Source organism: Tardiphaga sp. 841_E9_N1_2 (genome assembly GCF_051811065.1).
GTDB lineage: Bacteria > Pseudomonadota > Alphaproteobacteria > Rhizobiales > Xanthobacteraceae > Tardiphaga > Tardiphaga robiniae.
This window is the reverse complement of record NZ_JBPWQC010000001.1, coordinates 2,351,442-2,377,077: the sequence shown is the minus strand read 5'-3', so window position 1 is coordinate 2,377,077 and position 25,636 is coordinate 2,351,442. Positions and strand designations below refer to the sequence as shown.

Here is a 25,636-nt window from a genome sequence, read left to right as displayed (position 1 = left end):
GTCGTCTTGGGCGTGCCATCGACTGCAGTTGCGTTGGCAGCGTTCCTAGCGGATATAACTGATCTAAGTGGAAATCCAAGAAGGCGCTTTGAGCGGGACTTGTTGCTAGTCTCCCACGCGGCACTTAGTCTCTGCCGCCGCGTTATCGAACCGGTCGTCGTTCCGATCGTTGCCGAAGGGTGGTCAGCCGTTCTAGAAAAAGAAGGCTTTGCGCTCCGCTCGCCAATGCAACATCGCCCTGCTATGGAAGCGGCAATCAATGAAATTCCGAAGGTGGGCTTGAGAGCTGCTGCTGACCTTCTTTTGGCCACTGCTCCTGCTGTTGGAGTTCCGTTGTCGCAAAGCTGGGAGCAGTTGCTTCGCCAGATTAGCGGTAGCCAACCGAATGATTGAACCGCTTGTAGTCAGGAGCGCAATTGCGAGCTCTGCTGGGTGGAGTGCTAGCATCACAGCAAGACCGATCAAGACAGCACCCGTCTGAACTGCCATATCGGTCCCATGAACCAGTCTGGCCCAACCCGCACGCCCGATCTCGTCGCCGTCCTCGCCTGGATCGAACAGCATCTCGACAATCCCCTGAGCGTCGATGTGATCGCCGCCTGCGCCAGTCTCTCGCCCTATCATTTCTCGCGGCTGTTCTCGGCCGCGATGGGGCGGGGCGTGATGGCGCATGTGCGCGGGCGCAGGCTGGTCCGCGCGGCGCAGCGGCTCGTTGCCGATCCCGATCTGCGCCTTGTCGATCTCGCATTCGAGTGCGGCTTCGACTCGCAGGAGGCGTTCACCCGCGCGTTCTCCCGCATGTTCGGTGTCGCGCCCGGGCGGTTTCGGCGCGGCTTCAGTGTCACTCCCATCGAAGGACAATATCCGATGACCATGCCCGATGACGTCGCCGTCGCTGTCACCCGCTTGCCGGACCCGGTGGTGCTGGACGCCTTCACCGTCGCAGGTCCTTCGGCGCGGTTCGATGAGGCGAACAAGGCCGAGATCCCGCAACTGTGGTCGAAGCTGATGGGCGCATTGCCGTTCAAAGGGCAGGCGCCGAGCTGGACCACCTATGGCGTGGTCTGGAATGTCGACCGCGCCGAAGGCAGTTTCGATTACATGGCCGGCGTCGGCGTGGACGGGGGCGCGGTGCTGCCTGCGGGCTTTGCGGCGAAGCGCATCGAAGCGTCGACCTATGCGGTGTTTCGCATCACACTGAATGGCGGGGCGGTGCATCCGCAGCTCAAGCGTGCGATGGCCATGATCTGGGGCGAACTGGTGCCGGCCTCCGGGCTCACAGTCGCCGACCGGCCGGACTTCGAGCGCTATGACAGCGAGTTCGCGCCGACCAAGAAGGGCGCGGTGATCGATTTCTATTTGCCGGTGGAGGTGTGAGGTGGCGAGGTTTTCTCGGTCGTCATGGCCGGGCGGCGCGAAGCGAGCTTCGCTAGATGACCCGGCCATCCACGTTGCTTTCTGCGCTCGGCGCAAAGATGGATCCCCGGGTCAAGCCCGGGGATGACGTGGGGTGTGGAGGCATGACGGCGTCATACGGATGGCGGCGCGCTAATATCGCCGGCTGCCTCTTGCCCGCAGCGCCGGGTGATCCCGTTCCGGCGGCGTATGCGCGGCTTCCAGCAGCGCCATCGCGTCGTCCGGAATCTGTGTCACATCGACGCCGCCGCGGCGCATCTCCTTCAGCGCGGTGCGGATCGCAGCGTCGCGCTCCATCATCTCGCGGCCGGTGCGCGCGGGCATGTCGATGTGGCGACGCGGGCGCCGGCGGCCCATCGCTTCCAGCCGCGCCATCTTCAGCAGCTGCAGCGCCTGCATCAGACGGTCGATGTCGACATCGGGCTGCGCTTCCAGCTCGCGTACGGCGCGCTCGGCCAGCGCGTGAAGCCGCTCGGCGAGTTTTCGCAATTTGAGTTTCTGCGAAGCGCGGGCGGAGGGCACGGTGTCGGTGGCGCGCGGCGCGAACAGCGGGCGCTGCCAGCCGCCGTCGCGGGTCCAGCGGCAGATCGAGGCGCGGCCGACGCCGGTTTGCTTCGCGATCTCGCCATAGGTCAGCACCGTCGTCTCGATCAGGCGGCGCACCTGCGCGCATTTGGCATCCCCATGCGGCCGCTTTGAGCCGCGCACGCGCGGGCCGCCCACAAAGGCGTCCGGCGCCTCGGGCTCATCGGGCGTGACGCGCAGGCGGATGATGGGGCCGAAGAAAGGATGTGTCATGTCGAAGAATATATACCTATATGTGGGATTGCGCAAGCCGGGTGTGCGGTGTCCGATGCATCGCCGTCCGTCGTCCCCGATATCGTGGGAGGCGCGCATCCGGTCACTTGGCTGTACCTGTGATTGCGCGATAGGCTGGCACACGTCGATCGTGCCTGGCCCACAAAGAGGGGGCGGCGCGATGCGGAGGAAACCCGGCGGGAACGGCAGGGGGATTTCATGGCAGGTGTCGATTATCTGATCACCGCGCGCGGCATCTCGGGCGCGGCCTTCAATGAGAATGTCGGCACCATCCGCTATCTGCGGGTGCCGTCCAATGTGGCGATCCCGACGCCGGCGATGGCGACATCGAGCAAGACCGATCTCGCCAAATGGGTGAAGGAGGTGCGCGACATTGCGGATGGCGATCCCAACCAGAATTCGATCAGCGTGGCCGGCGACATCCTCGTCTTCATCCACGGCTACAACAACGATCTCGACATCATCATGAAGCGCCAGCGGCAGCTGGCGAAGGATCTCAAGGCCGACGGCTGGAAGGGCCTCGTCATCGGCTTCGACTGGCCGAGCGACAACGAGACGCTGGCCTATTGGCAGGATCGCTCCAAGGGCGCCGAAGTGGCGGTGAAACTGGTGAGCGATTGCATCACCGTGCTGGCGCAGGGGCAGGAGAAGGACTGCGTCACCAATGTGCATCTGCTCGGCCATTCCACCGGCGCCTATGTGGCCATGGAAGCCTTCGTGCAGGCGGAGAAGGACGGCGCGCTGTTCAAGAGCAACTGGCGCGTCAGCCAGGTCGCCTTCATCGCCGGCGACGTGGCGTCGTCGAGCCTGTCGGTGAACGATTCCTGGTCGGGGCCGATGTTCAAGCGCATCCTGCGCCTGACCAACTATTCAAACCCCTATGACAGCGTGCTGGCGGCCTCCAATGCCAAGCGGCTCGGCGTGGCGCCGCGCGCGGGCCGCGTCGGCCTGCCGGCGGATGCGCATGCCAAGGCGACCAATGTCAATTGCGGGGACTATTTCGCCACGCTCGATCCGAAGAAGAGCACGTTCTTTGGCGACTTCACCCATTCCTGGCACATCGGCAACCGCGTCTTCGCGCGCGACCTCGCCATGACCCTCGAAGGCGCCATCGACCGCGACGCAATCCCGACGCGCGCGCTGATCGGCGGCGCGCTCATGCTGCAAGACAGACCGCGGCCGAAATTCATGGCCGACTGGGGCATCAAGGCCGCCGCCACCCGCGGCGGCGCACCCCGCGACGGCACGGGCGTGCTGAGCTAGCGCCGGGCGCGGGGCCCCGGCGTGGTGCCCCGCTCAACGTTTCGACTTGGCTTTTGATTTCTTGGTCTTTGACTTCTTGGTCTTGGCTTTCTTCGCCTTGGTCGTCTTGGTCTTTGCTTTTTTGACCTTCGCCTTCGCGACCTTCTTGATTTTGGTTGTCTTGGCTTTTGCTTTTTTGGCTGACGCAGCCTTTGCCGTCTTCTTCGTTGTTTTCTTCTTGGCTGTCTTCGTCTTCGCCTTCTTCGCTACAGCCTTGGCTGCCTTCTTCTTTTTCGGCGGACGCACCGGTTCGTCATCGCTATGGGTTGCGGCATTGACGGTCCAGTTGGACGCCGGGATCGAGAAGAACATCTCGCGCCGCCGCGACTTGAATCCGCCGGGCTTGAAATAGCTCTCCATCCATCGATCGTCCGGATCGAGGAACACCTTTTCCGGCTTCTCGCCTTTCTTGCGCTTGCTGGCCACGTCATTGGCGACATCGCGGAAATAGAAATGGCGGAACAGCCGGTCGAACTCGGTCATGTAGATGTCGGCCACGCGGGTCGAACCGCGGATCAGGATCATGTTTTCGTCGTTGGTGGTCAGCGACCCTTCCGAGAAATTCGCCGAGCCGGTGCAGATCAGGGGATCGTCGCTCAGGGGATCGATCAGCAGATATTTCGTGTGGATGAAGAAGATATTGCCTTCGTCGCGGGTGAGCTCTTCCTTGAGAAACCAGCGGTCGAGCGGAAACTCCTTCACCTTGCGCTTGGCGACCAGCTTGCCGTCGACCACCTTGAACTCGGCGCCCAGCACGGCGCCGAACGAAATCTGCAGGTCGCGGTCGCCCTTGAGCGCCTTGCGCTCGTCGGCGGTGGGCGGCTTCTCCTTGAGCACGAAGCGCAGGAAGTCGCGGTCGCGCGCCAGCGGCTCGATGAAATCGGCGGCGACGTTGAACGCGGCCGTGAACATGATCGACGACGTGGCGTCGCTCATCCGGTCGGCATACCAATTCAGCATCGACGCCGTCTGGCGCGGCGAGAAGATGCAGGTCTGCGATCCCGGCTTCACGAGGGCGGGCGGGTAGGGCGAGATCTCCGCGACGCCTTCCTTCGCGGGCTTGCCGGTCGGGTTGTCGCTCAGGATCGTCCAGTATTTCAGGTATTGCTCGGCGACGTCGCTGTCATGAACGAGGTGGCCGACATTCGACTGGCCGAGGAAGCCGGACGGCGTGATGTTGGTCGAGCCGGTCCACACCTCCTGCGGCGCGTCGCCGTCGAGCTTGATGATGAACTTGTTGTGCGGGATCGGCGGCCGCGTGCGCCAGATCACCACCGGCTCGCCATTGTGCTCTGCCTTGACGTCGAGGCCGGCGGCCTTCATCGCCTTGCGGTTCTTGCCCTTCTTGTCGTCATGCACGATAAGCCGGACGTCGAAGCCGTCATCGATCTTCGCCTTGAACGCCTCGATGATGGGCGCGTAAGTGAATTCGTAGATGCAGGCGCGCAGCGCCTCGCTCTTCTTCGTCGTGTCGATATAATCCAGGCAGGCCTCCAGCAGGCCGCGCGAGAGCCAGACCGTGTGCTCGTCCTTCGGATTGTCCATCTCCGCTTCGGTCGGCTTGTGGTTCTTGAACTTGCGCGCATAGGCCTGGCTGGCGATGGCGCCGCGGTTGAACCAGATGCCGTGTTGACCGTCGTCCTCCTTCTCCGTCGTGACGGTGAAGGCGAGCTTCTCGGCGTCGCGCAGTTCAGGCGCGGTCGGGTCGCCAAATACGGGGATGACCTCGAAGTGATAGGTCGTGCCGGGTTCCGCGGTGTAGTCGCTCCAGAGGAAACTCTGGATCGGAAATTTGTCGGTGAAATACTCGCCGTGCTCGGTATCGGGGTTCGGCTCGACCGCTTCGAACACTTTCAGCGATCGCAGGAATTCCGGTCTGCCGGCGCCCCTGGCGCGCTGGAACGCAAATCCCAGCAGCCCCTTGCACGCTGCCTCATCGCAATTGAGGGCGATCATGATGGCGCGCGTGCCCGCGATCGCGCTCGCTTCGAAAGCTCCGGCAGACGTCGTGACGCGCATGGCCCTGTCCCCCCGTTTTTCGATGTTGCGCTGATGCTCGCCCAACGCCGTATTTTGGTCAACCTATAGAAGATTTGTGACAGGATGCACGCTTAAGGGGTGCGGGCGAGGGGCTATGTGACGTCGTGCCAGGGTGCGCGAAAGTGGACACGGATCTGCAGTCCACGAACATGATCGCCTCATCGGAAACGATGCGTTTCCATCGTTTCCCTTTTCTTGCTGCCATTCACGCCTAAATAGGTGGTCAGCAAACCCACCCTGAGTATCCGTCCCATGAAGAACATCGGCTTTCTCTCCTTCGGCCACTGGACCCCGTCGGCCTCGTCGCAGACGCGCTCGGCGGGCGACGCGCTGCTGCAATCCATCGATCTCGCGGTCGCCGCCGAGGAGTTAGGGGCCGACGGCGCCTATTTCCGGGTGCATCATTTCGCGCGCCAGCTCGCCGCACCGTTTCCGCTGCTCGCCGCTGTCGGCGCGCGCACCAAGAAGATCGAGATCGGCACCGCCGTGATCGACATGCGCTACGAGAACCCGCTCTATATGGCGGAGGACGCCGGGAGCGCCGATCTCATCGCGGGCGGGCGGCTGCAGCTCGGCATCTCCAGAGGTTCGCCGGAGCAGGTGATCGACGGCTATCGCTATTTCGGCTACGCGCCCCCTGAGGGCCAGACCGACGCCGACATGGCGCGGCGGCATACCGAGGTGTTTCTCGACGTGTTGCAAGGCAAGGGCTTTGCGCAGCCGAATCCCAACCCGATGTTTCCGAACCCGCCGGGCCTGCTGCGGCTCGAGCCGCATAGCGAAGGCCTGCGCGAGCGCATCTGGTGGGGCGCCTCCACCAATGCGACGGCGGAATGGGCGGCCAAGCAGGGCATGAACCTGCAGTCATCGACGCTGAAGATCGACGAAAGCGGCAAGCCGTTTCATGTGCAGCAGGCCGAACAGATCCGGCTCTATCGTGATGCCTGGAAGGCGGCAGGGCACGCGCGCGACCCGCGCGTGTCAGTGAGCCGCAGCATCTTCGCGCTGGTGGACGACCGCGACCGCGCTTATTTCGGCCGGGGCAACGAGGGCGAGGACAAGGTCGGCTACCTCCACGGTACTGAGCGCGCCATCTTCGGCCGCAGCTTTGCAGCGGAGCCGGATGCACTGATCAAGCAGCTGAAGGGCGACGAGGCGATCGCCGAGGCCGATACGCTGTTGCTGACGGTGCCGAACCAGTTGGGCGTCGATTACAACGCGCATGTGATCGAGGCGATCTTGACACACGTCGCGCCCGGCATGGGCTGGCGGTGATCTTTCTTACCCTCCCCCCGCGCGAAGCGAAGCTTCGCTAGGCGGGGAGGGTCGGCGAACGAAGTGAGCCGGGGTGGGGGTGCCCACACTAGGGCGGAGTTTGTGGCACCCCCACCCGACCGGCCCAATAAGAAAGAATTGGGCCGGCCACCCTCCCCGCAAGGGGGAGGGTAAAAGAGCGCGCCTGGCACGCCTATTTCTCAAACCCGACCTTCTTGATCAGCGCGATCGCCGCCTTCTGACTTGCAGCGATCGCATCGATATCAAGTGTATCGCTCGGAAACGCTCCCATCGCCGCCACCAGCGGCGCGCTCTCGGCATCTGATGTGACCGGATATTCCAGTTCGGCAGTGGCATAGAGTTTCTGCGCGGCCGGTGTCACCAGGAATTCCAGAAACTTCAGCGCAGCCGCCTTATGCGGCGCGTGTTTCGCCAGCGCCGCGCCGGTAAGATTTACATGCGTGCCGCCGCCCGCGAATGTCGTCGGCACCGTCTTCACTTTATTCGCCCAGGCGGTCCAGTCCGCGCCCTCGCGACCGTCGCGCAATTGCGCCAGCGCCACGGTGTTGGCGATGCCGATGCTGCAGCGGCCTTCCGCGAGCTGACGGATGACGTCGTTGTCCTTGCCTTCAGGCGCATGCGCCAGATTGGCCTTGATGCCGCGCAGCCAGGCCTCGGTGGCGTCCGCGCCGTGATGCACGAGATAGGCCGATATCAGTGCGACATTGTTCTGATGCAATGGCGAGCGGATGCAGAGCTGGCCGCGAAAGCGGGGATCGGCGAGATCCTCATAACGGATCGCGCCTTGTGGTGAGTCATTGCGCACCACCACCACGCGCGGGCGCACCGACAGGCTGATCCACTCCTTGCCGCGCAGTTGCGGCGGGATTGCCTTGTCGAGCAGGGGAGACGTGGTCGGTTGCGACAGATCATTCGCGGCGAATTGCGAGGTCTTGTCGAGACCGATGGTCATCAGCACGTCGGCGGGGGAGGCGTTGCCCTCGGCCTTCATGCGCGTGACGAGATTGTCCTCGATATAAGTGAGCTTGACCGTGATCCCGGTCGCCGCCGTGAAGGATGCGATGACCGGTTCGACGAGCTGCGGTTCGCGCGTCGAATAGAGATTGATCTCTTCGGCGCGGCTTGTGGTTAAGCCGAAGGAGAGCCACGTCGCTGCGAGCGCAATCAGTCCTGCGGTGGCGCGACGTGGTTTGGTCATCCTCAGAACTTCACCGTCGCTGCCAACGAGAATCGGCGTGCATCGCCAAGGGCAACGTTGGGAAGGCTCACTGCCGACGGATAGTAGACCTTGTCGAAGATGTTCTTGATGTTGAATTGATAGATCACAGGCAGAGTCTGGTATTTCGTTTCGTAGGTCGCAAAGGCGTCGGCCACCGTGTAGGACGGCAGCACGAAGCTGTTTGCAGCATCGCCGGGACGATCGCCGACATAATGTGCACCGGCGCCGACGCGCAGACGACCCGGCAGCATCGTGCCGAAATCATAGACGAGATACAGCGACCCGGTGTTCAGGGCGACATTCTGCAGGTGGCTTCCGGTGTATTGCGAGTCCTGCGTCAAGATCGCATCGGTATAGGCATAGCTAGCGATCATGCTCCAGCTGTCAGTCAGCTTGCCGGTAACGTCGACTTCGACACCGCGTGAGCGCGCTGCAGCCGCGGTGCGTGCCTCGTTGGTCGTGGTGACCGTATTGTATTGCGACAGCATCACGTTCTTTTTGTCGATGTCGTAGAGCGCGACCGTGCCTGACAGGCGCTTGTTGATATCGAACTTGATGCCGGTCTCCCACGACACGCCTTCCTCGGGCTTCGTCTGCGAGTCGAATACCGCGCCGTTGGGAGCGATGGTCGAATTCGGCTTCAGCGATTCCGTGTAGCTGGCATAGAGCGAGACTTCGTCGGTGACCTTCAGGATCACGCCGCCGAGCGGCAGTGCCTTGTTGCCGGACAGATCCGTATTCGCGATGAACGGATTGCGCCCGCGCCCCGCCAGCTGGTCGAACGTCATGTAACGCACGCCGCCGACCACGGCGACCCGATTGGTCAGATGCAGCGTGTCCTGGAAGAACAAGGACTGCGTGCTGAGCTTGTCGGTCTGGTCGCTGTCGGTAGCGACAACGGTGGTGCCCGGCAACTGCCGATCATAAACCGGATTGAAGATGTTGAAATTCGCAGCCCCCTGCCGGACCAGATCCTTGCGGTAGATCACGCGATACTGGGCATCGCCGCCGAACAGCACTTCGTTGCGCATGCCGCCGATCCAGAAGCCGCCCTGTATATAAGCGGTGCCGAAGCTGGAGGACGTCAGTGCGCCGTAGGTGCCGTCATTGCTGCGTGTCGCGATGCCGGTGGTCGGATTGACAACGGTATTGCGTAGCTGGGCCGCGTTATAGGTTTCGACGTTGTAGCTGTAGCCGGCATAGACCTTCCAATCCTCATTGATCTTTTGATCCACCGAGGCCTGGATGAGATCCGACGTGCCCCACATGCTGTTATAGGGTTCGTCGATGCGGCGTGTCGCCGGAATGGCGAACGGGGCCTTGGTCACGCTGTTGAAGGCCGTGCCGCGATCGAACGGCGAATAAAAGTCGCGATGTTCGTAGTTGATCTGAACCGTGGTCGTGTCGCCATACCAGGCCAGCGACGGCGCGTAGAGCGTCTCCTTGCGGGTGCCGAAGTTCCGCCAGTAATCCTCGTTGATGCCATAGCCGACGAAACGATAGGCGAGGCCATCCTTGCCGAGCGGTCCGGTGATATCGACGGTCGCATTGGCTCCGCTGCGCGAACCATAGGTCGCGCCTTCCAGCGTCACCTCGCCGTGCTGGTACAGCTCCGGCCGCTTGCTGATGGTGTTGACGATGCCGCCGGGATCCATGATGCCGTAGAGCAGTGATGCCGGTCCTTTCAGGACTTCGATGCTTTCGACCGCAGCATTCAGGGAGCGGCCCTGTACGATGGGCATGCCGTTGCGCATGATCGAGCCGTCACGGTTGTCGCCGAAACCGCGACGGATCACGGCGTCCTGGGTGCCGGCCAGCGTGTTGGTCTGGGTGATGCCGCTGATGTTGACCAGCGCGTCATCGAGATTGCGCGGACGCTGATCGCTGATCACCTGCTGCGGCACGACGTTGACGACCTGCGACGTGTTGAGCGGCGACGTCGCGCCGCGCAGGGTTGTCGCATCGGGCATCGCACGATAGCCGAGGATCTGTTCATATTTGGCGGCAGCAGCGGCGATCGCGCGCTCGGTCGGTGTCGGCGGGGCGGGGGGCGGCGTGGCATTGCGGCGGGCGGCGACAGCTCGCGCCCGGCTCGGCGTGGCGCTCGCAGCACGTGCGGGCCGGCGCGCCTGTGTCGGCGATTCGACGGTGACCGGCGGCAGTGCTGTGCTCGATTGTGCGTTGGCGACCGACATATCGGTGGAGAGATCACCCAACAGGAACGTCGCGCCGATCAACCAATACGCGCGGCGCACCCTGAAGATGCTGCGTGCGTTGCCGTCGAGATTGCAATGGTTGTCCGTCGTCACTTTGTGTCGCCTTCGCGTTTGAGAAACATGCGCAGGCGATCTAGCAGTAGCTTTGAATGAAAACTTCGAATGGGAGGTTGAATCGCTCTAAAGCGACGAGATTGGCGAGCCTGTGTGTCTTCGGTGATGCAGTCGCAAGGTGAGCCGCGACACGATTGAACAATCAACGTGCATTTTGAGCAATTTGTAGCACACGCATGCGAGCCGTCATCGGCACGCTGTGCGACTCTGTTTCAGAATTTGCACATCGCAATTCGGAATCGTGAGTCAGGCTCTGCGAGTCTGGAACGTTTCAAAAGACAAGAGCCGCGCCATCATACGATGCGCGGCTCTCTATGAAACGTCGTGAGTTGCAGCGAGATGTCTCGCTGCAACTCGAAGCTGTTGACCTCAGATACCCGCCTTCACCTGCGCGACGGCCTCAGCGGTCAGCTGATCCATCTTCACGCGTAGCTGCGGCTCGGTGATCGAGATGCCCTTGGCGGTGAGATCGGCGAGCACCTTGCGCACCACGTCGCCGTCGCCGGCTTCCTCGAAATCGGCTGCGACGACTTCCTTGGCATAGGCGGCGGCCTCGTCGCCGGACTTGCCGAGTTGCTCGGCGACCCACAGGCCCAAGAGCTTGTTGCGGCGGGCCTCGGCCTTGAACTTCTGGCTTTCGTCGAGCGCATACTTGTTCTCGAAGGCTTCGCCGCGCTTGTCGAATGATGACATGGTTAAAGTTCCCGTCGGGGTTGTTGGGCGGTCAGGACGACGTTGTAAACGCCGGTTCGGAGCTTAAATAAGGTCGAGATACCGTTGGAACAATCGGCCGCAAGGTCGCAGGCAAGACGGTATCGGGCGAGGCTTATCGGACCAGGCTTGCGCGAGGTTGGGGTAAACCCCCGCTGGGCGGGCCGGGTCGATTGTACTGGCAGGGCCGATCGGGTAGGTTGCCTGCAGGCCCGGTTCTCGTTCTGTTTCTTCCCGTTCCTGGCCTTCACGGCAGCTCCGTCGTGGGTCGATCCCGTTATTCGGAGCACACCACATCCATGGATTTCAACAACACCCGGTACATCCCCATGAGCCGTCGACGTCGCATTTATGAAGGCAAGGGCAAGGTCCTGTATGAAGGCCCGGAGCCCGGTACCCTGATTCAGCACTTCAAGGACGACGCGACCGCGTTCAATGCCAAGAAACACCAGGTGATCGAGGGCAAAGGCGTCCTCAATAACCGGATTTCGGAATACCTTTTCCAGCATCTGAACGACATCGGCGTGCCGACCCATTTCATCCGCCGACTCAACATGCGCGAGCAGCTGATTCGCGAAGTCGAGATCGTGCCGCTGGAAGTGGTGGTCCGTAACGTGGCGGCGGGTTCGCTGTCGCAGCGCCTCGGCATCGAGGAGGGCACCCAGCTGCCCCGCTCGATCATCGAGTTTTATTACAAGAACGACCAGCTCAACGACCCGATGGTGTCGGAAGAGCACATCACGGCGTTCGGCTGGGCCACTCCGCAGGAAATCGATGACATCATGGCGCTCGCCATCCGCGTCAACGACTTCCTCACCGGTCTCTTCCTGGGCATCGGCATCCGCCTCGTCGATTTCAAGATGGAATGCGGCCGCCTGTTCGAAAACGACATGATGCGCATCATCGTCGCCGACGAGATCTCGCCCGACTCATGCCGGCTGTGGGATATCAAGTCGAACGAGAAGCTGGACAAGGATCGTTTCCGCCGCGATTTGGGCGGCGTGCTGGAGGCCTATACCGAGGTCGCCAAGCGTCTCGGCATTCTCTCCGAAAACGAACGCCCGATGGGCACCGGCCCGGTACTGGTCAAGAGCTGAGGATATCACGTGAAAGCCCGCGTAACTGTTACCCTGAAGAACGGCATCCTTGACCCGCAGGGCAAGGCCATCGAAGGCGCGCTGAAATCGCTCGGCGTCGATGGCATTGCCTCTGTGCGGCAGGGCAAAGTGTTCGACATCGAACTGAACGGCGCCGACAAGGCGAAAGCCGAAGAGGCGCTGAAAGCCGCGGCCGACAAGCTGCTGGCGAATACGGTGATCGAAAACTATCGCGTCGAAGTGCTCTGAGCCAGGTTATCGCTATGAAATCCGCCGTTCTCGTCTTCCCCGGAATCAACCGCGAACGCGACATGGCGCGGGCGCTCAAGCTGGCATCGGGGCAGGAGTCCACGATGGTCTGGCACGCCGAGACCACGCTGCCCAAGGGCACCGATCTCGTCGTCGTCCCAGGCGGCTTCTCGTACGGTGACTATCTGCGCTGCGGCGCCATCGCGGCACGCTCGCCGGTGATGGACGCCGTCCGGAAGTTTGCGGCCGATGGCGGCCTGGTGATGGGCGTCTGCAACGGCTTCCAGATACTGTGCGAGTCGGGCCTCTTGCCGGGCATCCTGATGCGCAATGCCAAGCTGAAATTCCTCTGCCACGACGTGCATCTGCGCGTCGAACGGTCCGACACCCCGTTCACCCGCGGTTACAATGCCGGTCAGGTGATCCGCGTGCCGATCGCCCACGGCGAGGGTAACTACACCGCCGATGCCGAAACGCTGAAGCGCCTCGAAGGCGATGGCCGCGTGCTCTATCGTTATTGTTCGCCGACAGGTGAAGTTGGCGATCTGCACAACATCAACGGCGCTGCTGCGTCGATTGCCGGCATCGTCAGCGAGAAGGGCAACGTGCTCGGCATGATGCCGCATCCGGAAAATCACGTCGAAGACATCATGGGCTGCACCGACGGCCGCGGCCTGTTTGCTGGTCTTGTCGAGCATCTGGAGCGCGCTGCGTGATCGCCGCTGTGGCGCGGCTGTCGAAGCTCGCCGCAACGCTTGCGCTCGTGCTGGCTACGAGCGTGTCGGCATCCGCCGATGATTATCCCAAACGCCCCATCACCATGATCGTGCCTTTCGCGGCCGGCGGTACGTCGGACGTCATCGCGCGTGCGGTGGCCGAGCAGATGGCGGCGACGCTGGGCCAGACCATCATCATCGAGAACGTCGTCGGCGCCGGCGGCTCCACGGCGCTGGCCCGTGCCGCGCGGTCTGCGCCCGATGGCTACACCATCGCCATCGGCAATGCCGGCACCAGTGCGGCGACCTACACGATCTATCCGAAACTGTCCTTCACGCCGGACTCCTTTGCCTCTATCGGCATGGTGGCCAAGACCTTCGGCGTCGTGGCGCTGCGCAAGGATTTCCCGGCGAGTGATCTCAAGGGCTTCATCGCCTATGCCAAAGCCAATCCGGGCAAGGTCAATCTCGGCCATGCCGGGATCGGTTCCTCGAATTACCTGATCTGCAAGAGCTTCGTGCAGGCCGCCGGCATCGACGTCACGCTGGTCGGCTATCGCGGCGCGGCGCCCGCGCTCACCGATGCCATCGGCGGGCAGATCGACGGCATTTGCGATTCCGCAGCCTCTGTCTCGCAGGCCATCGACGACAAGCTCGTGAAGGGCATCGTGGTCGGCTCGACCGTGCGGCTGGCGACGCTGCCCGAGCTGCCGACCTCGGCAGAAGCAGGGCTGCCCGACTTCGAGGCGCAGGGCTGGAATGGCCTGTTCGCGCCGAAGGGGACACCGCCAGAGATCATCGCCAAGCTGAACGCTGCTGCTCGCTCGTCGGTTGAAAGCGACCTGGTGAAAAAGCGTTTCCAGGATCTGTCGACCGTGGCGCCCGACGCCAATGAGCATGCACCGGAGGTGCTGCAGCAGCTGGTGACGCGCGATGTGGCGAAGTACAACAAGCTCCTGACGCCGTAATCATCCTTTGCTCGAAGCTGTGCCATCTCGGTACGGCTCAAATTTTCAGCGCCGCCCATTGCCTCATTCACGGAGCGTCGGCCTGGTATTTGCCTCTGCCGAGGTCCTTCTGCAGGTCGCCGCGTGCGATTGTCGGGTCCAGCACGATGTTTCTGGCCAGGCCCCCGCAGGTTGCTTTTGGCGCGAGGTGGGCATCAAATAGCACGCAGAGGTCGCAGGGCTCGGTCGAAAGCGACCTGAAGCGGACTTTCCAAGTCTATGATGGCCACGCCTATTCGGCGCGTGGTTTCTGAAGTGCTCGACGGTTGGCTACCAGCGTGTCTCTCGGCAGTTGGAGAAGCTGCATGATGAACCGAAGGCAGGTACTCGTGGATTTGGCGCTCCAGGGCGGAGGCTCGCATGGCGCATTCACGTGGGGGGTCCTCGATCGGCTGGTTGAGGAGCCGTGGCTACAAATTGCCGGCATATCCGGAACATCGGCAGGAGCGATGAACGCTGCCGTTCTGGCGGACGGTTGGACTGCCGGCGGTGTCGACGGAGCACGCGAGGCTCTGGACAAATATTGGCGGCGCGTCTCGCGTGCCGCGGCCTTCAGTCCGTTTCAACGCTCCCCCCTCGACCGCCTCATGGGACGCTGGTCGCTCGACACTTCTCCGGCCTATCTCTTCACCGATCTGATGTCGCGAGTCCTGTCGCCTTATGATCTCAATCCGCTCGGTTACAATCCGTTGCGCGAAATACTGGCCGAGAGCATCGATTTCGAGCGTCTCGCCGGTGCACCGATCAAACTCTTCGTAACGGCCACGCGGGTACGGACAGGTCGCGGGCGAATTTTCCGTAACGCCGAGATCACCGCGGATGTGTTGCTTGCGTCGGCATGCCTGCCAACGATGTTCCGCGCGATCGAGATTGAAGGCGAAGCCTATTGGGATGGGGGCTATGCAGGCAACCCCACGATCACGCCGCTTGTTCGGGAGACAGACGCGCAGGACACCATCGTCGTGCAGATCAATCCGACCGAGCGACTGGAGGAGCCGCGCACGGCTGCGGACATTCTCAATCGTCTCAATGAAATTTCATTCAACTCGCCGCTGGCAAAGGAGCTGCGGATGATTGCGCTGCTTCGTCAGGTGGCGGATCCCGGCACCGGGGAGGGCGCCCGCTGGGCTCAAATGAAGACGCACCGGATCAAGAGCGATCTGCTCGCGACTTTCGCTGCGTCATCCAAGCTCAACGCCGAATGGGCCTTCCTATCCAAGCTGCGCGACGAGGGGCGGCAAGCGGCCGGTGACTTTCTCGACGCGCATGGCGCCGATCTTGGCGAGCGTTCGACGGCCGATCTCGACATCCTGTTGGCGGAGTGCTGACGTCATGGGGCTTCTCGGCATTCTCGTCGGGCTTGGTCTTCTCATCTGGCTGGCTTTCCGGGGGTGGAGTGTTCTGCTGCTTGCTCCGCTCTCCGCACTGGTTGCGTCGGCTTTTGGCAGAGAGCCATTGCTTGCCAATTGGACGCAGATCTTCATGGGCAGCGCAGCCCAGTTTCTCGCTCAGTTCTTTCCCATCTTTCTGCTCGGCGCCGTATTCGGGAAACTGATGGACGACAGCGGCGCGGTCACTGCGGTCGCGAACTTCATCACCCGCCGCCTTGGCGAGCGCCGGGTCATCCTCGCCGTTGTGCTCTCGGGGGCACTGGTCACCTATGGCGGCGTCAGCCTTTTCGTCGCATTTTTTGTGATCGTTCCGATGGCCCAGTCGCTGTTTCGCGCGGCGGGGATTCCGCGCCGCCTCGTGCCAGCGACGGTCATTCTCGGAACATCGACGTTCACCATGTCGGCCTTGCCGGGCACACCATCGATTCAGAATGCGATACCCATGCCGTTCTTTGGCACCACGCCCTTCGCGGCGCCGGGCCTCGGCATGATCGCGTCATTGATCATGCTGGGTATTGGACTGTGGTGGTTGCTTCGCGCCGAGAAGGCGGCACGACAAGCGAATGAAGGTTATGGCGAAGAATTGTCGATCGCGACCAACGCCGCTGCCGATGACGAGCGCTTGCGCGGGCGTGCTACGACGGCGCGCGAATTCGATCCGGCCGAAATATCCCACGGGCATCGCAGCGAAGCGGAAGTGCCTGTCGTCAATGCCGTTCTTCCCCTGGTTGTCGTTGTCGTCGTCAATCTCGCGATGTCGCTCGTTGTTCTGCCCCGGCTTGATGTCTCCTTCCTGGCCGAGCAGCGCTGGGGCAGCACGTCTCTACCTGCCGTTGCCGGCGTGTGGTCCGTTGTCGTCGCGCTCGCAGGCGCGACCGCGACAGTCGTCATCTGCAACTGGAGGCGACTGCCTGCACTGCGACAGACGATGGATGCCGGGGCCAACGCGTCCGTACTGCCAGCGCTGACTGTCGCGAGCCTCGTGGGCTTTGGCGCTGTCATCGCAGCGCTGCCTGCATTTGACATGGTGCGGGACTGGGCGCTGGGCATTAAGGGTGGGCCGCTGGTGTCGTTGGCCGTTTCCACGAACCTGCTCGCCGCGTTGACAGGTTCGGCATCCGGCGGACTGACGATCGCGCTTGATGCACTTGGTCAGACCTATATGGACGTTGCCACGCGGGAAGGGATCGATCCCGGGTTGCTGCACCGCGTAGCTGTGATCGGCTCCGGCACCCTGGATATTCTCCCTCACAATGGTGCGGTCGTCAGCCTGCTCGCGATCTGCGGCCTGACGCATCGCCAAAGTTATTTCGACATTGTGATGGTCGGCATCGTGAGCTCGGTTGTCGCTCTTGCCGCCGTGATTGCCATGGGCTCCGCACTGGGCTCATTTTGAACTCCGGCCCCAACCGCCGTTTTGTCCAGATTTCGTAGTCGACCACGTGCCGGGTGTGGCAGTGAGCCACCTTTGTCCGGCGCCGTTTCTCGGCTACGAATGAACTTTCGCCGCGCTCGCCGCGTCAACGAGACATCGGGCAAGCGAAGCGGCGGCGAATTGATACAATCGCAATCAAACGCCTGTACGATTCGCGATCGGAAGGCATTTGACCGGGGCACTGAATGGCAAATCGATTGGCGACGGCGCAACCCAACGTCGGGATGCGGCACTGGATATCTCCCGTCGTGGTGTTGGCAGCAATGGTTGCGGTGGTCGCTCCGGCGGCCGGAGCCGCCGCAAAGCAGGCGCGTCCCGCCCGCGTCGTCGAGGCGACCGCCCCGCGCGAAGCAGGCGAGCCGATGATGGCGATCGTGTCGATCAAGAGCCAGCAGGTCACATTCTACGACGCCGATGGATGGATCACGCGCGCACCGGTCTCGACCGGGGTGTCCGGCCGCGAGACGCCGGCAGGCGTCTTTGCCGTTCTCGAGAAGAACAAGGACCATCGCTCCAACATGTATGACGATGCTGCCATGCCGAACATGCAGCGGATCACATGGAACGGCGTCGCACTGCATGGCGGGCCGCTGCCCGGCTATGCCGCGTCGCATGGCTGCGTGCGGATGCCCTACGGCTTCGCGGACAGGTTGTTCGACAAGACGCGGATCGGGATGCGGGTGATCATCTCGCCGAATGACGCGGCGCCCGTCGAGTTCTCCCATCCGGCGCTTCTGATGCCGAAAGCGGAAGCCATCGCCGCTGCTCCGGGCCGTGTCGAGGTGCTCGCCCGCGAGGCTGCGGAGGCCGCTGCTGCCGCGGACGCGACGAAGAAACTCGCAGCGACCTCGGCGCGCGAGACGAAGCCGCTGCCGGCAGCCCTGCGCAAGCTGCAATCGCTGAAGGCGCGCGCGGATGTCGAGCTCGTATCCGCCGACAAGGCCGTCGTTGCGGCAAAGACCGATGAGGCCAAGGCGCGGGCTGAGGACGCGAAGCAGAAGGCTGCTGCCAGAGCCGCGGAACTCGGCGCGCAATTCGAAACCGCAAAGGCCGATACGGCGTCGAAGCTCGATGCCGCGGCCGCCGCGAAGGACGCCGCCAAGGCGGCCGAGACCAAAAAGGTCGCCACCGCCAAGGCAGCGAGCGATGCGAAACTCGCGCTCGAGCCGGTCTCGATCTATATCAGCCGCGAGACGCAGATGCTTTACGTCCGGCGCAACACGCACAAGCCGGCGCCGGACGGCGGCGGCGAAGTATTCGATTCAAGCATCGAAGTTCCCATCACCATCCGCGACCCCGGCAGGCCGATCGGCACGCATGTGTTTACGGCAATGGCCCGGAACGACGCAGGCCTGCGCTGGAGCGCCGTCACGATCGACGAAGGCGATAGCGCGAAGGCCGCCCTCGACCGCATCACCATTCCGCAGGAAGTGCTCGACCGGATCGGAGCGACCGCATTGCCACGCTCGTCGATCGTGATTTCCGACGAGCCGCTCAGCACCGAGACCAACTATCGCACCGAATTCGTCGCAGTGCTGAGTAATCAGCCCCAGGGTGGTTTCATTACGCGCAAGCCGACGCCACCTGCCGATCTCATGGCGAGCAGCGACGATGCGGATGGCGATGGCTTTGGCTCGTTCTTCCAGCGCTGGAATGCGGACCCCGCGCCCGTGCAGGCTCGCCGCAGGGTCGCGCCGTATCAGCGCCAGCCGCAAACCGGCTGGTGGTAGCTCGCGCCAGGGCGCGGACCTCCTTGCGCTGACAGTCAGTCCGCGAGCGTTTGCGTCCGGTCCGGCTACGAACGAGGGCGAAGCCGGCCAGCTTCAGACAACCCAGGGGCGGTATCGTGGTGTAAACCAGCGATAGGTGTTTCCATGGTGTCGACATATCTCGGCTACACGTCCGTCCAGCGCAATGTCAGGCAGTCCCTGACCATGATCTCCCAGCAGGCGGGCGTGAGCGCGAAGCCGCTTATTACCGGGATAATATCGGCAAGGTGAAGACCGTCGACGATCTGATGAAAGACTATCGTCTCTATCAGTATGCGACGAAGGCCTATGGGCTGGAAGATATGGCCTATGCCAAGGCCTTCATGCGCAAGGTGCTCGAGAGCAATCTGTCCGATGCCAACAGCTTCGCCAACCGGCTGAACGACAAGCGCTACCGCGAATTTGCCGCGGCGTTTTCCTTCAATGGCGCCGGGACCTATGTTGCACAATCGGCCAGTCAGACCGACGAGATGGTCGGCCTGTATTCGGCCGCGGTGAAAAAACAGGTCGACGCGATCGACGACCAGACCGGCTATTACAACAGCAAGATCGGCAGCATTCGCAGCGCCGACGAATTGCTGAATGACGACCGCCTGCGCACTTATGTGTTTTCGGCCTTCGGGATCAGTGACTCGCAATGGTCACGTGACACGATCCGGCAAGTCCTGAGCAGCGACGTGGCGGACCCAAACAGCTATGTGAACACTGTCTGGGTGCCGCAGGTCACTGTCCTCAATGACAAGGTCACCAAGGCCAATACCGAGATCGCCGACGCCAATCTGAAGATAGCGGACTACATGACGCAACTGGCGCAGCCCGGCGCCAATCTCAACGATCTCAGGTCAAAGATCGTGATGGAGCAGCGTCGGGTTCTGAAAAACAGCGGCGATATCATCAGCGCCAATGATGGACTCACCATGATCGGGCGTTATCTCGATATCGCCCGAGCCTTCGAGTTCTCGCCTGACGGGACGCTGCCGGCCGGTGTCGACGCGCAGACCCCGGCCGATCGTGACAGTACGAATGCGTTTTTCGTCAACAGTCAGGGCGCGGCCTATCTTGCGGCAGATGATGAGAATTCGGCTCTGATGGCCAGGCTGTTCCGCGCGAATGTTGCGAATGTGCGGTCGGTCGACGTGTTCGTGAAAACGCCGAACTTGTATAACTATGCACTGAAGGCAGTCGGGCTCGACCCCGACAAAGTCTCGCAAGCCACCATCAAGGCGGTTCTCAAGAGCGATCCGACCGATCCCAAGAGTTACGCCAATATGACCAAGGACGATCGCTATATCGCGCTCGCGCGCGCGTTCAATTTCGACAGCAAGGGCAATCTGACGACGTCGCTGGTGGCCCAGGACACCACCAATGTGAGGCAGATCGCGAAGGACTACATCATCGCGCAAACGCGATTTGCTGGTGAGACCGAGCTGGCCGGACTCCGCGCCAAGGCCGAGAAGGATGCGGTCTATTACCAGAACACGATCCCGGACATCGAGAGCGTGTCCGATCTGCTCGCCAATCGGAAGATGATCGATATCGTCCTGACCTCAAAAGGCCTGCAACCCGAGAAGGTCAGCACCGATTTTCTCAAGCAGATCTTCAATTCCGACCTGTCGAATCCACGCAGTTTCGCCAGCAAGCAAAGCGATCCCCGCTTTGCGGAAATCGCGGCGTCGTTCAATTTCGACAAGAACGGCAACATCGCACGCCTGGCTCCGGTCGGCCCGCAGACACGCGATCAGCTCCTGAAGACGCAAAACAATTATCTGCAGCAGAACCTGGAAACCCAACAAGGCGAGGTCAATCCGGGTGTGCGTCTGGCGCTCTATTTCCAGCGCAAGGCGCCGAGCATCACGTCAGTCTACGACCTCCTGGCCGACAAGGCGCTGGGTGAAGTGTTCCGGACCACGTTCAACCTGCCGGACTCGGTGGGCGCCATGGATGTCGACCAGCAGGCCAAGGTGGTGGAGAAGTATCTCAAACTGAGCGATCTCAAGGATCCGGCCAAGCTGACAAAGCTGCTCGGCCGCTTCTCTGCGATGTATGACCTGAAGAACGGCACCACGGAGACGTCACCAGCGCTTTCTCTCCTGCAGGGCTCCGGTGCTGAGATCGGTGAATCCACGTTCCAGGCCATTACGCGCTCGGGACGCTGAGCAGCCTGATCGCATCGACGCGCGCGGTGCCATCAGCCAGCGCTCCTCTGGTAATGCCGATGTCCACGATTGTTCGCTATGACGCGCGAATGGTCTGTGCGCTTTTGGTCGTCTTGCGGGCGATCGCCATGAAAGCGCGCGCGGCCGCTGTCTGGTAGCGGTGGGCATCCCACAGCAAGGCGCCGGAACGACGTATCCATGGAGGCCCGATCGGGATGATCGCAAGGTCTTTTCGGGCGTTCAGGCTTCGGTCGGCGAGTACAGTTGGCAGCCCTCCCGATTTGGCGAGTTCGATCAGGGCCTCGACCGAGTTCATCTCGACGCGCACATCGAGCTGTATATCGGGCGGCAGTGACTGGTCGAGAATGCGGCGGGTCGCAAAGGCGGTGGTCAGGAGCGCCAACGGGCGGCGGGCGAGTTCAGGCAGCGTGATCGACTGTTGCCGTGACTGATTTTGCGACTTCGCAAGCACCAGGACGAGCCGCTCCTCGAACAACAGGTCGACGCCCAATTCTGCGTGCTGGGGCGGTGCAAAAGCAATCGCGAGATCGAGATCCCCGGACAGGATGCGTTGTTCGACGCCGTTTGCTGAGCCGACCTCCACGCTGAGCCGAACGTCAGGATATTTCTCGCCGAAGCTGCCGATGATCTTCGGCAGGAATGTCGTGCTGTAGGTGTAGATGACGCCGACACGCAGCGTGCCGGCCATGCCGCCCTCCAGCTCGGCTATCGCCGTGCGCGCCGCTTCGGTCTGAACCATCAGACGTTGTGCATGCTCGCGCAGTGCATGCCCTGTCTCGGTCAGTTGCATGCCCTGGGGCGTCCGGTTGAACAGGACGGTGCCGAGGTCCTGCTCGAGGGCGCGTATCTGCTGCGACAGCGTTGGCTGGGCGACGCCGAGGGCTTCCGCAGCCTTCGCCATGCGCTTGTGGGTCGCGATTGCCAGAAAATAGCCGAGACGTCTGGGATCCATAGCCGATTACAATCTTCTATCGCATCTATAGTTTTGACTGTGTTGGCCTATCACGCGTCCCGTGCCAGTGTTTGTCAATATCGGACCTGGCCGACACGCTTTTGTGCGGCCGTCGAAACATAAGAACCGACTGGGAGGCTCTTTCATGCTGTCACGACGCACCTTATTTGCCCGGGCGAGCCACGCCGCGGTGGCGGCTTGCTGTATCGCCATGGGCGCAAACCGTGCGACGGCGCAGGAATATCCGACCAAGCCGGTCCAGTTGATCGTTCCCTTCGCCGCCGGCGGTGCCGCCGACATCATCGGCCGCACGATCGCGGAAAAACTGAGCCAGACCTGGGGCCAGCAGGTCGTCGTCGAGAACAGGGGCGGGGCGGGATCGAATATCGGCATCAACGCGGCCGCCAAGAGTGCCCCCGATGGCTATACGCTGGTGCTCGCGTCGATCGCCGTGGCCGTCAATCCGTGGCTTTTCAAGTCGATCCCCTACGATCCCGTGAAGGATCTGACGCCGCTGACGCTGGCGCTCGAGACGCCGAACGTGGTGCTTGTGCCGCCCTCGTCGCCGATCAAGAACATCAAGGATCTGATCGCCTTTGCGAAAGAAAAGGCGGCATCGGGCGGCGCCACCTACGGCTCTGCCGGCGTCGGTTCCTCTCTGCATCTGGCGGCGGAAGTGTTCCGGCAAAAGGCCAATGTCGAGATGACCCACGTTCCCTATCGTGGCTCGTCGCCGGCCCTGACGGATCTGATGGCCGGCCGGATCGACTTGATGTTCGACAACGCCTCGACGGCGCTTCCGCAGGTCCAGGGCGGCAGCCTCCGCGCCATTGCCGTCACCACCAAGGAGCGCATCGCCGCATTGCCTGACGTGCCGACGATCAGCGAATCCGGGCTGCCGGGCTTCGAACTCGCCAACTGGTGGGCCATTTTTGGTCCGGGCCAGATGCCGCCGGCGCTGGCGGAGCGCATCAGCGGCGATATCCGCAAGGTTCTGGCGGATCCGGATGTGCAGAAGCGTTTCGCCGATGTCAGCGGGCGCGTCATCGCGTCGTCGCCCCAGGAACTGGCCGCGCACTTGGCGCAGGAAAGCGCCAAATGGAAGCAGATTGTCGAAACCGCAGGCATTCGCGGCAGCCAGTGACGACAGACGCCTGACACATACGGCGATCAATCACTAACGAATATCAAGCGATAGACGAGCGCTCATGCTGAGGGCGCTCATGGAGAATGATGTGAAGAAGCTACTTTCAGGTCTGATGGCATCGGTCATGGTCGTCACCACTTCGGCTGCCATGGCACAGAGCACCGCGCCGCTGAAGCTGGGCGCCGTCCTCGATATGTCCGGCCTCTTTGCTGACATTACGGGGCCGGGCAGCGAGACCGCAGCCAAGATGGCCGTTGAGGATTTCGGCGGCGAGGTTCTCGGGCGCAAGGTCCAGATCGTGGTCGCAGACCATCTCAACAAGTCCGATCTGGCTGCGAATTTCACCCGTGAAATGTTCGACAACCAGAATGTTGAGGCGATCGTCGATGTGGCTGGCTCTGCCACGGCGCTGGCTGCGGCGGAGATGGCTAGGACGCGCGGCAAGATCATCATGTTCAATGGTCCCGGCGCGGTCAGGCTGACCAATGAGGCGTGCGGTCCCTACATCGTCCACTACACCTATGACACCTACGCGCTGGCCAGCGTCACCGGCCTCGCCACGGTGAAGCGCGGCCTCAATAGCTGGTTCTTCCTCACGGCCGACTACGCGTTCGGCCAGGAACTGGAGCGCGACACCTCGAACGTCGTCACCAAGGCAGGCGGCAAGGTTGTCGGCAATGTGAAGCACCCGATCAACACCTCGGATTTTTCGTCGTTCTTGCTCCAGGCGCAGAGCACCAAGGCCAGCGTGATCGGTCTCGCCAATGCGGGCGGCGATACCATCAATGCGATCAAACAGGCCGCCGAGTTCGGCCTGACCCAGTCCGGACAGAAGCTGTCGCCCTTGCTGGCCTTCATTTCCGACATCGACAGCGTCGGGCTTGAGACCGCGCAGGGCCTGTTGCTGGCCGAGGCGTTCTATTGGGATCTCAACGACGAAACGCGCGCCTTCGCGAAGCGCTTCATGGAACGGACCAAGCGCGCGCCGACGTCGGCGCAGGCGGGCGTCTATTCGTCGGTCACGACCTACCTGAACGCGGTGAAGAAGGCAGGTACCACCGATTCAGCGGCCGTGATGAAGGTCATGAAGGACACGCCGATCAACGACATGTTCGCGAAGAACGGCCGGATCCGCGAGGACGGCCGCATGGTGCACGACATGTACCTGTTCGAAGTGAAGAAGCCGTCGGAATCGAAGGCGCGCTGGGACGACTACAAGCTGCTCGCGACCGTCTCCGGCGACGACGCGTTCCAGCCGCTATCGGCGTCACGCTGCCCGCTCATCAAGAAGTAGCGCAGCGGCAGATGGCAAAGCGACGGGTCGCCGGGAAGGTAGCGGCGATCCGTTCAAGGCCCCATCCATGGACAACAGGAAGATGCCCCTCATGAGCACCAGCGTGGCAGTCCGCGTCGACCAGGTCGAGACCATCCTGGTCGATGTGCCGACGATCCGCGCCCATCGCTTGTCGATGCATACGATGAACAGCCAGACCCTGGTCCTGGTCATCATCCGCTGCTCCGACGGAACGGTCGGAATCGGCGAGGGCACGACCATCGGCGGCCTCAGCTACGGCGAGGAGAGCCCCGAGGGCATCAAGCTGACCGTCGACACCTACATCGCTCCGGCCATCATCGGCATGGATGCCTCACGCGTCGCCGCGCTCATGGCCGACGTGAAGCGACGGGTGAAGGGCAACCGCTTCGCCAAATGTGCGGTGGAGACGGCGCTGCTGGACGCGCTTGGCAAGCGCCTGGGCCTGCCGGTGTCGGAACTGCTCGGCGGGCGCCAGCACGATACCTTGCCGGTCGCCTGGACATTGGCCAGCGGCGACACCACGCGCGATATCGAAGAAGCCGAGCGGATGCTCGATGCGCGCCGGCATAATATCTTCAAGCTGAAGATCGGCCTGCGGTCCGTGGACGATGACGTGGCGCATGTGGCGGCCATCAAGCGTGCCCTCGGAGATCGCGCTAGCGTGCGGGTCGACGTCAACCAGGCCTGGAGCGAGCCCGACGCACGCCGCGGCATTCCCGCCTTGGAGGCGGCCGGCGTGGACCTCATCGAGCAGCCTTTGTCGCGTGACAATCGCGGGGCACAGGCCCGGCTCAGCGGTCGCTATGCCGTCCCCATCATGGCGGATGAGGCACTGCATGGCACGACCGATGCTTTCGATGTTGCTTCGCGGGGCGCTGCTGACGTGTTTGCTCTGAAGATCAACCAGGCAGGTGGTCTGTACGATGCCGTGAAGATGGCTGCGATCGGCGACGCTGCAGGCATCGGCCTGTATGGCGGCACCATGCTGGAAGGCGGTGTCGGCACCGCGGCGTCGGCTCAGGTTTTCTCCGTGCTGCCGAAGCTCGCATGGGGCACCGAATTGTTCGGCCCGCTGCTTCTGACCGAGGAAATCCTAGCGACGCCGCTCCGCTATGGCGACTTCGTGTTGCAGGTGCCGACGGTGCCCGGCATTGGTGTCGAACTGGACATGGACCGCGTCGCATTCTTCCGTCGCGATGGTTACGCGCCGCGCATTCAACCGGCTGGCACAACCACAGGAGTTTGATC

The 25,636-nt window shown here is 62.4% G+C and carries 21 protein-coding genes; 15 read left to right on the top strand and 6 right to left on the bottom strand.

The genetic code is table 11. The annotated features are described in order from the left end of the window. Positions 1-99 precede the first annotated feature (99 nt). Together AB8A50_RS11605 and AB8A50_RS11600 are read left to right on the top strand one after the other, a co-directional pair. A complete protein-coding gene (locus AB8A50_RS11605; protein WP_439077731.1) occupies positions 100-393 on the top strand; it encodes a hypothetical protein in 294 nt (97 codons plus the stop codon). Positions 394-498: 105 nt separating this feature from the next. Next, positions 499-1,377 (top strand): effector binding domain-containing protein, encoded by an 879-nt coding sequence (locus tag AB8A50_RS11600; protein ID WP_439077730.1) that lies wholly within the window; start codon positions 499-501, stop codon positions 1,375-1,377. Between the two features lie 171 nt (positions 1,378-1,548). On the opposite strand, the gene AB8A50_RS11595 is transcribed toward AB8A50_RS11600, so the two are convergent. Further along, positions 1,549-2,313 (bottom strand): hypothetical protein, encoded by a 765-nt coding sequence (locus AB8A50_RS11595; RefSeq protein ID WP_439077729.1) that lies wholly within the window; start codon positions 2,311-2,313, stop codon positions 1,549-1,551. Between the two features lie 120 nt (positions 2,314-2,433). Between AB8A50_RS11595 and AB8A50_RS11590 the strand changes: the two genes are divergently transcribed. After that, positions 2,434-3,498, top strand: a complete 1,065-nt coding sequence (locus AB8A50_RS11590; protein WP_439077728.1) for an alpha/beta fold hydrolase — start codon at positions 2,434-2,436, stop codon at positions 3,496-3,498. 33 nt (positions 3,499-3,531) lie between these two features. Here AB8A50_RS11590 and AB8A50_RS11585 read toward each other — a convergent pair whose 3' ends face one another. Continuing rightward, the gene (locus AB8A50_RS11585; RefSeq protein WP_439077727.1) at positions 3,532-5,556 is read right to left on the bottom strand and encodes a phospholipase D-like domain-containing protein; all 2,025 of its coding nucleotides are present in this window, start codon (positions 5,554-5,556) and stop codon (positions 3,532-3,534) included. 273 nt (positions 5,557-5,829) lie between these two features. Between AB8A50_RS11585 and AB8A50_RS11580 the strand changes: the two genes are divergently transcribed. Then, the gene (locus AB8A50_RS11580) at positions 5,830-6,852 is read left to right on the top strand and encodes an LLM class flavin-dependent oxidoreductase (RefSeq protein ID WP_439077726.1); all 1,023 of its coding nucleotides are present in this window, start codon (positions 5,830-5,832) and stop codon (positions 6,850-6,852) included. Between the two features lie 193 nt (positions 6,853-7,045). On the opposite strand, the gene AB8A50_RS11575 is transcribed toward AB8A50_RS11580, so the two are convergent. The 3 genes from AB8A50_RS11575 to AB8A50_RS11565 all read right to left on the bottom strand — a co-directional run bounded on the left by AB8A50_RS11575 (position 7,046) and on the right by AB8A50_RS11565 (position 11,115). Further along, positions 7,046-8,071, bottom strand: coding sequence for an extracellular solute-binding protein (locus tag AB8A50_RS11575; RefSeq protein ID WP_439077725.1), 1,026 nt, complete (start codon positions 8,069-8,071; stop codon positions 7,046-7,048). A gap of 2 nt (positions 8,072-8,073) precedes the next feature. Next, positions 8,074-10,287, bottom strand: coding sequence for a TonB-dependent siderophore receptor (locus AB8A50_RS11570; protein ID WP_439079966.1), 2,214 nt, complete (start codon positions 10,285-10,287; stop codon positions 8,074-8,076). Positions 10,288-10,791: 504 nt separating this feature from the next. Next, positions 10,792-11,115, bottom strand: a complete 324-nt coding sequence (locus tag AB8A50_RS11565; RefSeq protein WP_439077724.1) for a DUF1476 domain-containing protein — start codon at positions 11,113-11,115, stop codon at positions 10,792-10,794. A gap of 347 nt (positions 11,116-11,462) precedes the next feature. Between AB8A50_RS11565 and purC the strand changes: the two genes are divergently transcribed. The 8 genes from purC (at position 11,463) to AB8A50_RS11525 (ending at position 20,953) form a co-directional block, all read left to right on the top strand. After that, complete coding sequence (gene purC / locus AB8A50_RS11560; RefSeq protein WP_170849540.1) at positions 11,463-12,230, top strand: phosphoribosylaminoimidazolesuccinocarboxamide synthase; 768 nt, start codon at positions 11,463-11,465, stop codon at positions 12,228-12,230. Between the two features lie 9 nt (positions 12,231-12,239). Next, complete coding sequence (purS, locus tag AB8A50_RS11555; RefSeq protein WP_089265033.1) at positions 12,240-12,479, top strand: phosphoribosylformylglycinamidine synthase subunit PurS; 240 nt, start codon at positions 12,240-12,242, stop codon at positions 12,477-12,479. Positions 12,480-12,493: 14 nt separating this feature from the next. Further along, complete coding sequence (gene purQ / locus AB8A50_RS11550) at positions 12,494-13,195, top strand: phosphoribosylformylglycinamidine synthase subunit PurQ (RefSeq protein WP_439077723.1); 702 nt, start codon at positions 12,494-12,496, stop codon at positions 13,193-13,195. 8 nt (positions 13,196-13,203) lie between these two features. Next, positions 13,204-14,163 carry a tripartite tricarboxylate transporter substrate-binding protein gene (locus AB8A50_RS11545; RefSeq protein WP_439079965.1) on the top strand — a complete coding sequence of 320 codons (960 nt, stop codon included), beginning with the start codon at positions 13,204-13,206 and terminating at the stop codon, positions 14,161-14,163. A gap of 347 nt (positions 14,164-14,510) precedes the next feature. Then, positions 14,511-15,530, top strand: coding sequence for a patatin-like phospholipase family protein (locus AB8A50_RS11540; protein ID WP_439079964.1), 1,020 nt, complete (start codon positions 14,511-14,513; stop codon positions 15,528-15,530). Positions 15,531-15,534: 4 nt separating this feature from the next. Next, positions 15,535-16,989 (top strand): GntP family permease, encoded by a 1,455-nt coding sequence (locus AB8A50_RS11535; RefSeq protein ID WP_439077722.1) that lies wholly within the window; start codon positions 15,535-15,537, stop codon positions 16,987-16,989. Positions 16,990-17,213: 224 nt separating this feature from the next. Continuing rightward, positions 17,214-18,758 carry a L,D-transpeptidase gene (locus tag AB8A50_RS11530; RefSeq protein ID WP_439077721.1) on the top strand — a complete coding sequence of 515 codons (1,545 nt, stop codon included), beginning with the start codon at positions 17,214-17,216 and terminating at the stop codon, positions 18,756-18,758. A gap of 266 nt (positions 18,759-19,024) precedes the next feature. After that, positions 19,025-20,953, top strand: coding sequence for a DUF1217 domain-containing protein (locus AB8A50_RS11525; RefSeq protein WP_439077720.1), 1,929 nt, complete (start codon positions 19,025-19,027; stop codon positions 20,951-20,953). A gap of 76 nt (positions 20,954-21,029) precedes the next feature. Here AB8A50_RS11525 and AB8A50_RS11520 read toward each other — a convergent pair whose 3' ends face one another. Next, positions 21,030-21,926, bottom strand: coding sequence for a LysR substrate-binding domain-containing protein (locus AB8A50_RS11520; protein WP_439077719.1), 897 nt, complete (start codon positions 21,924-21,926; stop codon positions 21,030-21,032). Between the two features lie 145 nt (positions 21,927-22,071). On the opposite strand from AB8A50_RS11520, the gene AB8A50_RS11515 reads away from it, so the two are divergent. The 3 genes from AB8A50_RS11515 to AB8A50_RS11505 all read left to right on the top strand — a co-directional run bounded on the left by AB8A50_RS11515 (position 22,072) and on the right by AB8A50_RS11505 (position 25,634). Next, positions 22,072-23,070 carry a Bug family tripartite tricarboxylate transporter substrate binding protein gene (locus tag AB8A50_RS11515; protein WP_439077718.1) on the top strand — a complete coding sequence of 333 codons (999 nt, stop codon included), beginning with the start codon at positions 22,072-22,074 and terminating at the stop codon, positions 23,068-23,070. A gap of 91 nt (positions 23,071-23,161) precedes the next feature. Beyond that, complete coding sequence (locus tag AB8A50_RS11510; protein WP_439077717.1) at positions 23,162-24,367, top strand: ABC transporter substrate-binding protein; 1,206 nt, start codon at positions 23,162-23,164, stop codon at positions 24,365-24,367. Between the two features lie 91 nt (positions 24,368-24,458). Then, complete coding sequence (locus tag AB8A50_RS11505; protein ID WP_439077716.1) at positions 24,459-25,634, top strand: muconate/chloromuconate family cycloisomerase; 1,176 nt, start codon at positions 24,459-24,461, stop codon at positions 25,632-25,634. Positions 25,635-25,636: the final 2 nt, after the last annotated feature.